This is a genomic window from Pseudoalteromonas sp. SR44-5 (assembly GCF_014163675.1).
Lineage (GTDB): Bacteria > Pseudomonadota > Gammaproteobacteria > Enterobacterales > Alteromonadaceae > Pseudoalteromonas > Pseudoalteromonas rhizosphaerae.
Genome location: NZ_JACJDT010000009.1, coordinates 152,193 through 164,903, shown reverse-complemented (window position 1 = coordinate 164,903; position 12,711 = coordinate 152,193). Strand labels below are relative to the sequence as shown.

The 12,711-nt window shown below is 39.2% G+C and carries 10 protein-coding genes; 7 read left to right on the top strand and 3 right to left on the bottom strand.

Features of this window, described 5'->3' with window-relative positions; all coding sequences use genetic code 11:
* Positions 1–171: 171 nt before the first annotated feature.
* Together H5154_RS07545 and H5154_RS07540 are read left to right on the top strand one after the other, a co-directional pair.
* Positions 172–726: a cytochrome b gene (locus H5154_RS07545; protein WP_149981004.1), complete on the top strand. Its 555-nt coding sequence runs from the start codon at positions 172–174 to the stop codon at positions 724–726.
* 3 nt (positions 727–729) lie between these two features.
* The gene (locus tag H5154_RS07540) at positions 730–1,308 is read left to right on the top strand and encodes a YceI family protein (RefSeq protein ID WP_145233661.1); all 579 of its coding nucleotides are present in this window, start codon (positions 730–732) and stop codon (positions 1,306–1,308) included.
* 19 nt (positions 1,309–1,327) lie between these two features.
* Here the strand turns inward: H5154_RS07540 and H5154_RS07535 are convergent, their stop codons facing one another.
* On the bottom strand, positions 1,328–2,215 hold the full coding sequence (locus tag H5154_RS07535) for a TIGR02285 family protein (RefSeq protein WP_182717919.1): 888 nt from the start codon (positions 2,213–2,215) through the stop codon (positions 1,328–1,330).
* 126 nt (positions 2,216–2,341) lie between these two features.
* Positions 2,342–2,485: a hypothetical protein gene (locus tag H5154_RS07530; RefSeq protein WP_182717921.1), complete on the bottom strand. Its 144-nt coding sequence runs from the start codon at positions 2,483–2,485 to the stop codon at positions 2,342–2,344.
* Positions 2,486–2,934: 449 nt separating this feature from the next.
* Between H5154_RS07530 and H5154_RS07525 the strand changes: the two genes are divergently transcribed.
* From H5154_RS07525 to H5154_RS07505, 5 genes are all read left to right on the top strand, one after another.
* Positions 2,935–3,486, top strand: coding sequence for a dienelactone hydrolase family protein (locus tag H5154_RS07525; RefSeq protein ID WP_149981006.1), 552 nt, complete (start codon positions 2,935–2,937; stop codon positions 3,484–3,486).
* Positions 3,487–3,553: 67 nt separating this feature from the next.
* Positions 3,554–4,510, top strand: a complete 957-nt coding sequence (locus tag H5154_RS07520) for an acetoacetate decarboxylase family protein (protein WP_182717918.1) — start codon at positions 3,554–3,556, stop codon at positions 4,508–4,510.
* 9 nt (positions 4,511–4,519) lie between these two features.
* Positions 4,520–6,766 carry an NAD(P)-binding protein gene (locus tag H5154_RS07515; protein ID WP_182717917.1) on the top strand — a complete coding sequence of 749 codons (2,247 nt, stop codon included), beginning with the start codon at positions 4,520–4,522 and terminating at the stop codon, positions 6,764–6,766.
* A gap of 106 nt (positions 6,767–6,872) precedes the next feature.
* On the top strand, positions 6,873–9,143 hold the full coding sequence (locus H5154_RS07510; RefSeq protein ID WP_182717916.1) for a TonB-dependent receptor: 2,271 nt from the start codon (positions 6,873–6,875) through the stop codon (positions 9,141–9,143).
* Between the two features lie 30 nt (positions 9,144–9,173).
* Positions 9,174–11,876: a 7TM diverse intracellular signaling domain-containing protein gene (locus tag H5154_RS07505; protein WP_149981010.1), complete on the top strand. Its 2,703-nt coding sequence runs from the start codon at positions 9,174–9,176 to the stop codon at positions 11,874–11,876.
* On the opposite strand, the gene H5154_RS07500 is transcribed toward H5154_RS07505, so the two are convergent.
* Positions 11,865–12,677, bottom strand: coding sequence for a hypothetical protein (locus H5154_RS07500; RefSeq protein ID WP_182717915.1), 813 nt, complete (start codon positions 12,675–12,677; stop codon positions 11,865–11,867). The genes H5154_RS07505 and H5154_RS07500 overlap by 12 nt on opposite strands.
* Positions 12,678–12,711: the final 34 nt, after the last annotated feature.

Sequence of the window (12,711 nt, the reverse complement as noted above, 5' to 3'; positions counted from 1 at the left end):
GATAACGGTAAATTAGTTGGTTTTAACGTGCTAGTAGGTGGTGGTCTTGCTATGACTCACGGCGATACTGCAACGTATCCACGTAAAGCCGATGATTTTGGTTTTATCGCTATTTTCTTCTATCTAGGTACGCGCTATTCTGATGTCATTCGATAATGGAATTAATAACACATGCTTAAAAATACAAAATCTTCGTACGGTGTGGTTGCCATTTTATTACATTGGTTAATGGCGGTAATGGTGATTGGCTTATTTGGCCTTGGCTTGTACATGGTTGAACTTACTTATTACGATAGTTGGTATAAAGGTTCTTTGGATTTACATAAAAGCGTAGGGATCACCTTAGTTGCTTTATTAATTTTTAGATTTGCTTGGCGTGCATTGGGCACGCAGCCTGAGCCAGTAGCGGGCAGCAGTAAAGCGTTAAATAATGTAGCGCATACAGTACATATATTTTTATATCTACTGCTTAGCGTCATTGTGATTTCAGGGTATTTGATTTCTACTGCGGATGGTCGTGCAATTGAGGTGTTTACCTTATTTAGTATTCCCGCAATTGATTTTTCAGTAGCTAATCAAGCAGATATTGCAGGTAAAGTTCACTACTATGTGGCGTGTAGCCTCATAGGATTAGTGGTTTTACATGCTCTTGGGGCGTTAAAACATCACTTTATCGATAAAGATAAAACCTTAGTTAGAATGATAAAACCACAAAAGGATGATTAATAAATGAAAAAAATATTACTTTCAGCTGCAGTAGCAGCAACATTGTTTGGTGCTAATACTGCACACGCTGCAGATTATGTTATTGACACTCAAGGTGCCCATGCATTTGTAAACTTTAAAATTAAGCATTTAGGTTATAGCTGGTTACACGGTCGTTTTAATACTTTTGACGGCGGCTTTAGCTACGATGCAGCTAACCCAGACGCATCACAGATCATGGTTAATATTGATACTAAAAGTATCGATTCGAACCATGCTGAACGTGATAAGCATTTACGTGGTAAAGAGTTTTTAAATGTTGATAAGTTTCCAACAGCGACCTTCAAAAGTACGTCAATTAAGTTTGATGAAGAGGGTGATGAAGCTGATGTAACAGGTGAGTTTACCCTTCATGGTGTAACAAAAACGATTACCTTTGAAATCGATAAAATTGGTGAAGGTAAAGATCCATGGGGTGGTTACCGAGTTGGCTTTGAAGGTGAAACCAGTTTAAAGCTTGCTGATTTTGGTATTGATTACAACCTAGGTCCTGCATCTACACATGTTGATATTGGTTTGTATATTGAAGGTGTGCGTAAGTAAAACCTAACCTGAATTCAGGTTAAATAAATATGCTAATATTGATAAACGCCTCACTCAGTTGGGGCGTTTTTGTTTGCTTGTAACGTTGCTCTAGTAACGGTTTTAAATTATCTGGTAACCAACGTAATAACACTTCGTGGTAGGCTGGTTGTTGTTTTATTTCTTTCAGTGCTGCATTAAGCACTTCAACTTGCGCGATACCTTGCTCGGTGTTAGTACAGCCAATATAGCCATAACTCAGATCGGGAGCTTCAGTCAGAGGCAATTGCATTAACTGATCTTCAAACCCCATCGATTTTGCTAAATAGTAATGCTCGCTTGGGTAGCCCAATAAAATATCAATGCGCTTTTTCTTTAACATGTAAGTCAAACTGGCAAGGGTATCGCGACCAGGTCGAATAATTATCGATGCGTCGGCACTATTATTAATTACTGCATCAATAGCATTACCGTATGATCGGCTCATAGAAATCCCCAGTGCAAGTTGGTATTGATTGAGTAGGGTTTTCAATGATGCAGGTGTACTTGTTTCAAGCTTGAGATGTTGCACAAGCTCTTGGTGAATAGCAATAGAAGGCGATAAGCCAACCGTCGAAGTCTGTTCACTAAAGCTGATGTGTTGTTTGCGGTGCGGGCTTTGGTATAGCGAGAGCATGCAGTAAGTATGATTTGGGTTAGACAGCTCCTGTATTGTGCGACTTGATGGAAAAATAGTACGGTTGAATGTATAGCTAGGAAGCTGTTGTTCTAATAAGGCGATAACACCTTCATCGCGGCCTGTTCCTGCGTATTGATCGTTAAAAATATAATAAGGGGCAAAGTCAGTGACTATCCAATCAATTGTTTTAGCATGCAAAGGAGTGCTAATTAACAATGATAAAAAAGCATAACGAAAGGCATAATGCATTAATTCAACCACAGATAAATTATTAATATACTAAGTGTAGCAGCTGTTAAATAGTTAGCTTAAAAAAAGCAAAACGCCAGCATTAGCTGGCGTCATTTAAATTGCGAGGAAGCAAATCAGTATCGATTAATTGGCTTTTAACCATTTAACAAATTGACGTGCGTCACTTGCTTTTGTAAATAAGGTATTTTTTAAACCTTGTGTATCAGAAAAAATAACACGTTGTTTATTTACTGAAATTGATTGCACTGGATGTGCGATTTGGATCATAGATCCGTTGTAACTATAAGACATAATAAAACTCACTTTTTTCTTGTTATCTTTAATGTGCGCTAATTTCTTTATTAGCTTTCAAAGCACAATTAGATAGACCGTGTTGTGTTTAGCTTCATTACAGTGTTGACGATCTTTATGACATTTATGCGACTATTTAAAAATATGCCGTAGTCTGAATTGGGGTTCTCGCCGTACAATAACTTAGCTCTATAATATACGTTTTGCGGGGATTACTGGATCAGGGTAAAGAGGTTAACCGCGAGGCTTTTTTAGGACCAAGAGGACAATTTACCCCAGTAATTTTATTTACGCAAGCATTATTTTAACTTTATTCTAGCCATTGTATTTTAACTGCTGTATTTTAATTAGCTAATCTGAAAAAGGCGTTTAGCGGTATTTTAACTGTTGTGCGGTAATTTAACTGTAAATAATAAGATTTGGCTATGGAATACATTATCGTTAGTGATATTTTTGGTAAAACCGCTCATTTGAGTCACTTTGCACGGCAATTTAACGCTAAAAGCATAATTGTCGATCCGTACGATGGGCAATTGCAGCCAGTGATTGATGAGCAATTACAGTATGATTTATTTATCACTGAGTGTGGTCACGATAACTATTTCAACAAGCTTAATACCATTCTTAGTAGAGTAACTAAACCAACTACGGTAATCGGTTTTAGTGCTGGTGGAGCCGCTGCGTGGCGAAGCCAAGCAACTGTGAAAAATTCACAGATAAAAAGATTAGTGGCATTTTATCCAAATCAAGTTCGTCATTATTTAGATTTGTCTGCCAGCGTGGCCTGCGAGTTTATTTTTGCGAAGCAAGAAGTGCACTTTGATATTCATCCTGTGCTCGCTTGTTTAGAGCAGCAAATCAAAGTGCAATGCCAGCGTGCAGACTACGGTCATGGGTTTATGAATCCCTTGTCAAAAGGCTTCGATAGCTTTGGTTATCAACAATATAGCCAATACTTGCTCACTGAAAATAATTAACTGAAATTACTACCTTGTAAAAAATCTTGGCTATACTTATTTTTATCCAATAAAATAATTATAAATCATGACCGTACAACTACCTCCTTATAGTCACTTTTTATCAAACCCTGTTGCAAAGCCACCATGTCGAATGACTAATGCAAATATGTATGGTTTTTTTGCAAAAATAGATCAGGATAAAGTTCAACAGTATATCGATACAACGCTTAATATTGTTGCAACGGATGAGTTATATTTTAAAGGCATAGGCGAATATGCATTATTAACTTTTACCGACATAGAAAAAATTGCCTCATTAACGCCGCCTTTTAGTGAGCACGGTTGGATGCAAGAGACTGATATTATTATTTGGTTACCAGTTGCAAAGGTAGAAAAGCAAGGCAATGATGAAGATATTACTCATCTTTATTGGTATCCGGCGTTTATTTGCGTAAATAATGTTTATGCATTAATAAACGGCAGAGAAACATGGGGTTACAATAAATATTTATGTGATTACCAGATGCCCAGTTCGGTAAGTGATATAACCGACTTTTCAGTTTCATTGGATTGTTTTAAGCATTTTTCGCCAACGTCAAAATTACAATCACAGCATTTATTTTCAGTCACCAAAAACGTCAAGACGCAAAGCGATGGCTTATTATCTGTATTAGAGGACTTTGGCGAGCATGTCGCCAATTTGTTTGATGGGGATCATATTGGTATTGATTTTTCGCTATTAAAGCAGCTGTTACAGGGTTTTGTGAATCCACAGATGGATCAAATACTATTTAAGCAATTACCTGACGGGCAAGGCGATAAGGCTGTTTTTCAAGCGGTTATGCACTCTCCTTCAGAAATAAAGAAAATCCATCAATTTAAGCTACTCAGTGGTGCTTATCAGCTACATTTACAGCAACTAGATAGTTTTCCTTTAGCGCAAATGTTTGGTTTACAGCTAGGAGCGCAAGCTGTGTATTTGCCGTTTTATATCAAGATGGATTTTGACCAACTTCAAGCTACACAAATACTCCCTAAGTAAGGATCCATTATGGAGCAAGAAAAAATAGTTATTATAGGGGGTGGTGTTGCCGCAATGACGGCTGCTTTATACCTGACTGAACAACCTAATTGGCAGCAAAAAAGACATATTACAGTGTACCAACAAGGTTGGCGTTTAGGAGGAAAAGGAGCCAGTGGCCGTAATGCTGTTATGGGGCAGCGCATAGAAGAGCATGGTTTACATGTCTGGTTTGGTGCCTATGTTAATAGTTTTAAAACCATTGAAACTGTATACGACAAGCTACAGCGTCCGCCAACGAGTGCACTGAGTACCTGGCAACAAGCACTTAAACCGCATAGTTTTATTGCCCTTGAGGAGCACATTGATGAACAGTGGCAAACGTGGCCTATAGAGTTTCCTGTTTTACCTGGCAATCCAGCGAATGGGAGTTTAGATATTACCGTGTGGGACTTTGTAAAAATGACCCTTGCATGGCTAAAAAAATGGATACCACAATTTGAACTGGCCGCCAGAGTCCAAGCTAAGAGCACACAATTAACGACAAAAAAACCACGAGATAGATACCTACTACGTCATTTTCATCAACAAATTCAGACCTTGGTTTCTGATGGCAGTGAGGCATGGCAAACGTTTACCAACGATATACAAAATCTCAATCAAGAAATCACTTCAACACCTAGCTTACTTGTCGATAAATTAAATAGCTTTGTGCAAAGTAACAACACACTGCAGCCACAAATTTCTGAGAAGAAAGATAGTTTAGTGATTTGGTATATTGTCAGAAAACTAAAACGCTGGATTAACCAAGAGTTAACCGAGTTACTGGATGACAATGCAGAGTTGAGGCGTATTTATATTTGTGCCGATTTAGCGATAGCGATGCTGGTTGGATTGATTAAAGATAAAGTTTATCGCGATGGTTTTGGGGTCATTAACAAGTATGATTTTCGTCAATGGTTATTAAAAAATGGTGCGAATAAACAATACAGTGTCGATTCTTCGCCCGTGCGTGGTTTTTATGATTTAGTGTTTGCCTACCCACAAGGTGATTTTAAAAAACCAAATGTAGAAGCTGGAGTTGCTGCACTTGCCATGCTTAGAATCGCATTGTGTTATCGCGGTGGGGTAATGTGGAAAATGCAGGCGGGAATGGGCGATGTTATTTTTGCGCCATTGTATGAACTATTAAAACAAAGAGGCGTCAACTTTGAATTCTTCCATCAACTACAGCAACTTACACCTGGGATTGATGAAAGTGGCCAAAACTGTGTTGCTTCTGTGTTATTACAACAGCAAGTGAGTTTAAATAACTCATCAGAGTATCAGCCATTAATTGATGTGAAAAACTTAGCTTGCTGGCCAAGTGAGCCTCTTTATCAGCAGATAAACCACGAGCAGGCCCTGTTACTAAAGCAGAATAATATTAATTTAGAATCATTTTGGAGTGATTGGCCCAGCTGTTACCAAGCACATTTTGGCGCACAACTACCAACTAAAACACTGCAGTTTAAAGATGATTTTGACCGGCTGATCCTTGGGGTCTCAGTTGCTTCATTAGAGCATGTTTGCCCACAATTATTAGCAATAGACGACAACTTTGCTGCTCAGGCTAAAAATGTTCTTTCGGTAGCAACACAAGCCAGTCAGATTTGGTTAAATAAAACAGATCAACAGTTAGGTTGGCAGTATATGCCGCCAAGTGAAGAAGGGCCTATTTTGAGTGGTTTTAGCGAACCGTTTGATACTTGGGCTGCAATGCAAAACTTAATTGATAAAGAGCAGTGGCCTGCAAGCAATAGTCCGCAGAATATTGCCTATTTTTGTAGTGCATTTCCTTGTCAAGAGTACCCACCACAGAGTGATCATGGTTTCCCTGCACGGGCAAAAGCACAAGTAAAAACTAACTTAACACAACTATTAACAACTAATATGCAGCCATTATGGCCGTTAGCTTATAACGATAATGACTTTGATTGGTCTATTTTATATACACAGCATGACGTGCCAGAATCAGCGCGCTTAGATCAACAGTACTGGCGAGTGAATGTTGATCCAAGTGAGCGTTATGTGCTGTCGGTTTCAGGTTCCAGTCAATATCGTTTAGCAACTGATGGCACGCAATTTAGTAATTTATTTATTACCGGCGATTGGATCAAAACAGGTGTTAATGCAGGTTGTGTTGAAGCTGCGGTTATGGCTGGAATGCAAACAGCACGAGCACTGTGTGGGTATCCGCAGCAGATCAGTGGTGAAAATGCCTTTGAAGCGCAGTAAAACTAGCTAATTAATGGATAACTTGGCGACTTTAATCAATAAATTAGTCTATAATCGTAAATAATTACAATATCTTTACATTGTCGGTATTAAGGTTCACCATCTAATGAAAAGCCAACGTTATCCTTTTTCAAATCATATATTGCTGCTGTGCTCGTCGAGCCTCGTTTTTGCTGTGGCTGCACAGGCAAAAAATGACGATTCGAGTGGCTCTAGCCAAAGCCTCGAAGTCATTGAGGTGTTCGCCCAAAAACGCGCGCAGGCAATTGAAGATGTTAGTATTGCCATTAGTCAGGTCAAAGGTGATAGCCTTAAAAATCAACATTATAAAGATTCAACAGAGTTATCGGTATTCGCGCCTAATTTAAAAATCAGCCAAAATGCGGCTGAAGGTACGCCACCGGCGGTAAATATCCGGGGGGTTGGTTTAGTTGACTACAATACGGCGAACACCTCGCCTGTGGCTATTTATGTAGACGACATTGCCGTAGGATCTGCAAGTAATCAGATCGTTAACTTCTTTGATATTGAGCAAGTGGATATTTTGCGTGGTCCGCAGGGGACTTTATTTGGCCGCAATTCAACTGGCGGAGCAATTTTAATTCGCACTAAACGCCCTGAATTTAACGAGTCGGGGTATTTAACAGCGGGTATAGCAAATAATAACGCGTTTAGTATTGATGCTATGTATAACAATCAATTAAGTGATAACAGCGCGTTTCGTGTTGCTTTAAATCATCAAGACTATGACTATTCAACCAGCAATACTTTTGCACAATCACCTACCGCTGGAATGCAACAAACCAATGCACGGTTATCACTATTAAGTGATTTTGATACTGTACAGGTATTGTTACAAGCGCAGCTCGAAGATTGGCAGGGTATTGTGCAGCCTGTCGGTAATATCGGTGTAGTGGCGGATCCATTAACAGGTCAGTTATGTAGTCCTAGCGAAGCTGGTTCGACAAATTGCTATGATAACTTTGGCTTCAATGATGCCAGTGATGACTTTTACACGGTTAAAGTTAATAACGATTCTCCGCATAAAACGGATGGTAAAGGGTTTAGTGCACATATTAATTGGCAATTAAATGAGTTTAACGAAATTATTTCGATTAGTAGTTATAACCAATTAGAGCGCGATCATGCATTTAATTGTGATGGCTCATCAGCGCGATTATGCGAAGGAAATCTAGGTTTAGATACTCACTTATTTAGCCAAGAGTTACGCTTGCAAACGCAATGGAACAAACATACTTTAACTAGTGGTTTATATTACGCAGATGAATCAATCAAACAAGATAATATTAACGATATTTTAAGAGATTATCGCGGTATATTAGCCACCGACTTAACCGCAACCTTCTTCTATGATAACCAAATTGACACGCAAAATATTGCCGCTTTCAGCCAGTTAGACTATCAACTTAATTCAGATTGGTTGCTAAGTGTTGGACTACGTTATTCCTATGAGTCACTTGATTATGACTCAGTGGCACAATTAAATATGGTAGTTGATCCGAGTGATTTAGCAGGGGTTTTAGTGCCATTTTATCATGTGCAAGGCGAGCAATCCGATAATGGTTTTTCTGGTCAGTTTGCTGTGAACTACCTTATTAACGATACAACCCATGGCTATTACCGTTTTGCAAATGGGATTAAAAGTGGGGGTTATAATGGCGGGTTTTTATCTTCCCCTGAGCAAGCCGAATTAGCTGACTATGGCAAAGAGCGTCTCAATGCGCATGAAATTGGTACTAAATCATGGTGGCCTGAGCAAGGTGTGCGGTTTAATTGGGCTGCTTTTTATTATGATTATAATGATCAGCAAGTGTTTATGAACCAACCATCAGACTCACCACAAAAGCCACCCGTACAACTATTAGAAAACGTTGGTGATTCAGTGATCTATGGCCTTGAAGCTGAACTCGATTATCAAGCGACTAAAGCACTTTCAATGCGTTTTGCGATGGGTTACATTCCCCATGCGGAATTTGAAGAATTTGTTGATCCTTTGGGTAACAGTTTGACTCATAATCGGCTGCCATTTACATCAAAGTGGAATGTGAGTGCTGGCGTAGAATATCGTTTAGAGCTTGCTGGTAATCCCTTAACAACACAATTACTAGTGGATTATCAATCAGACTATTATTTTGATCAAAACCAAAATCCGTATGCTATGCAAGATGGTTACAGTTTAGTCAATGGTAATATTCGTTATCAATTAGATAACCTAGGTTTTGTACTGTGGGGCAAAAATTTATTTGCCAGTGAGTACAGTAATTTGAAGTTTGATTTGAGCTCTTTCCTTGGCATGTTGGAAGATTTTAAAGGGGAAGGTCGCCGCTATGGTTTGGATATCAGTTATCAGTTCTAATCTTTTTGTCATTAAACTGAGGCGTATTGTATGCTGTTAAAAGCAATACAAGGTTTTTGCTATGTAGTCTTTTTAGGCTTGCTAACAATATATGTCTGCGAAGTGCGTGCAACACAGTCAGCGGATGTGTTTGTTTATACAGAGCAACAACAAGATATAAATTTGTTTCAAGTTGGTACCTTATTAGCGGCAAGTTATGAAGGGTTTCCTGATAACAGTACTCAGATTGCGACGTGGCTTGACAATAAAAAACCACAAACAAGTACCACATATTATGGCGGAAGTTATTGGTTAGTTGTCGAACTTGAAAATCAGACTCAGCTAGCTGAATTAGTGTTGTTCCCTTACAACACCTTAGTATCGCGTATTGAAACACGTGTATATGATATGGCCGATCCCACATCTGAGGCCGCGCGTTACGTAACAGGGGGGATTGAAAAAAACGAATTTGCTTTTCATTACGGCAATAAAATAGCCCTTACACCAGGCAAGCGTTACTTTTTGATCACCAAGTATGAAAGTGACTACTTTTACACTCCTCCTAAACTGGTATTAAAACCCTATGCAGACTTCTTTACCCAGGTCACCATCGAAAATATGGTGATGATGTTGTGCTTTGGAGTAGGCATTGCGCTGGGTTTGTATAACTTATTAATATATTTTGGCGCACGGGATGTAACCCACCTTTATTACGCCTTATTTACAGCATGCTGGGTATTTGCCTGGAGCCAGTTTTTCCATATTCCAGATCAACTATTTGGTTTTTATAATGCCCATTTTCATTGGCTAGGGTTTGTTTTAATACCATTAACTAACATATTATTTTTCAATAATTTGCTTAAGCTAAAAGACAGTTTTCCACAATTAGCCAAAGCATCAATTATATTAGCTGTGGTGGCAACCGCAGGTTTGCCTTTCGCTGCTATGTGGCCAGGTTTTGGGTTTATTTGGGCAACAATAGTAACGGGGTGCACCTTATGCTTAGGCATGTACATAGGGGTTCGCAGTTGGATGAGTGGTTTTAAACCCGCGCGATACTTTGTCTTTGCTTACCTAGCGATGGCAATTCCTAATATGGTGGGAAATTTAACTAATTTAGGTGTACTGACGCCGATTGCAATCGATTTGTACCTATTAGGTTTGATTGGCACCGCCTTAGATGCGATGTTACTCGCGTTTGCAGTGGCAAATAAATTTAGTATTTTACATGATGAGAATGTTGAGCTTACTAAAAACCTCGAGCAAAAAGTGCAATTGCGTACGCAGGAGTTACAACAATTGGCGTCAGAACTCACTGATGCCAGTGAAGCTAAGAGCCGTTTTTTAGCAAATATGAGTCATGAAATACGTACGCCAATGACCTCTATTATAGGCTACGCAGATGGTATTATTTTAGGCGATATTAAGCCTCACGAACGAAATCATGGTATTCGGGTTATTTTACAAAACAGCCGCCATGTTTTAGGACTCATAAACGACATACTTGATATGTCAAAAATAGAGGCCAATCGCCTTGAAATTGATTTAGTCGAGACTGACTTATTTGCAACCATTGCGCATATAGAATCGCTATTAGGCAAACAAATTCGTGATAAAGGTCTTAAATTTAAAGTTGATTACCAATTCCCACTGCCTGATTGGATTATTTCTGATCCAACCCGATTACGACAAATATTGTTAAACTTAACAGCTAATGCATTAAAATTTACCACGGTAGGGCATATTCAATTAGTGGTGAGTTGCACTAAAGAGCAGCTTATCATTAAAGTTAAAGACACCGGCATTGGGATGACAGAGGCTGAGCAACAAGACTTGTTCACGCCGTTTTATCAGGCTGACTCATCGATCTCACGTAAATATGGCGGTACAGGACTCGGTTTAAATATTTCAAAAAGTTTAGCCGAAAAGTTAGATGGTAATATCACCGCTCATTCCCATGTTGGCAGTGGCAGTGAGTTTAGCCTCAATATCGCGCTATATATGCCTGAACGAGTGCGTTGGATCAATAGTTTTGATGAGATCTCTATAAGCAAAGAAAAAGAGCTGCCAAGTCAAGATCAGCGAAATCTCGTGGGTGAAGTGCTGGTAGCGGAAGATCATCCTGAAAACCGTGAACTGATCAAACGTATTTTAGAGCGAATGGGGTTAACGGTTACTGCGGTAGAAAATGGCAAAGATGCAGTGCAAGCGACCCTAGATCATCAATTTGATTTGATTTTATTAGATATTCAAATGCCAGTAATGGATGGTGAACAAGCGATTCATATTATGCAGGCAACAGGATTAACGACACCCATTGTTGCCCTTACAGCAAATACTATGAAGCATGAAGTTGATCGCTATCTAAAACAAGGGTTTATTGATCATATAGGCAAACCAATTGACCGCAGTGAATTTAGTCATAAAATTGCTAGTTATTTAGATATCGAAATGCTTGAAGATGTAAAATTGCCAGAGCATGAATTTGAGGTGCTTAAACAGGTGTACATAGAAGGGCTTAAAAAGCAGCGAGAAACAATAACCAAGCAATATACAGATGGCGATATGACAGGGTTTGCACAAAGTGTTCATATGCTAAAAGGAACTGCTGGAATGTTTGAGTGCGAAACATTGTACCAACATGCAATCAAGTTAGACAAAGCCCTTAAAGCCGATAGCGTGATGTTAGATAGCCATTTAGTTTATCAAGTGTTTGATGAAATTGATGATATTTTATGTCACTCACCTCAGTAAAATAAGCTGCTCACGGGTAATGTCCGGAAAATCAGTACGCTGTGTATAACGGGCATATAAGGTTGAAAAAATGGCGCTGCGTGAAAGCTGATCAAATGTTGTGATCAGTTTTTTTGCTGTTGTTTTTGAGCTATAACAACACTCGCGATAGCGTTTTATTAATTGTGTCAAGCTTTGTCCTTGTTGCTGTAAAGCCAGCTCTGCTTCAATAAAAAATGCGCTACCACTCCAATAAACTCTTTGTTGTGCACCTTGTTGCCACATATCGTCGGCAAGTTCACTTAATGGCTGTTGCTTTGTTCGCGTTTGCTGACGTCCGCGTTCAAGCCCTGCAGATAGTCGTTGTATAAATTGCTCTCTAGTGATCACTTTACTATCACGCATTATTATATTTTGCATATAGGTTGCAAATCCTTCACTTAACCAGAAGCCCGAATAGGGTAGTAACGGTAAGTAAAGGTGTGCCATTTCATGGTAGAGGGTCCAGTCATCGCGTAATTGTGTAAAACTGGCAAAGCGATCAAAATGTAACTCTATGCCACCTGGATCACCACGGCGCACACTTCCCCAAGGCACGGGTTCAAATGCAATATACCGAGGGTGTAAATAAATGGGTAAATTAGAGTATGGCAGTGGGCCTAAAGTTGCCTGAGTTTGCTCAAGACTAAAATTCAGCCATTGCAGTATTATTTGCTGCTTGCTTTTTGACAGCTCGGTTAATCCTTGAGGATCAAGCTGGGCTGCGAAAACAGATGTACTCGCTAAACAAGTAACGAATAAAATTCGATTAAACAGTTTCATATCTGGTACTTAATGGTTTTTAATTGCTCACAGA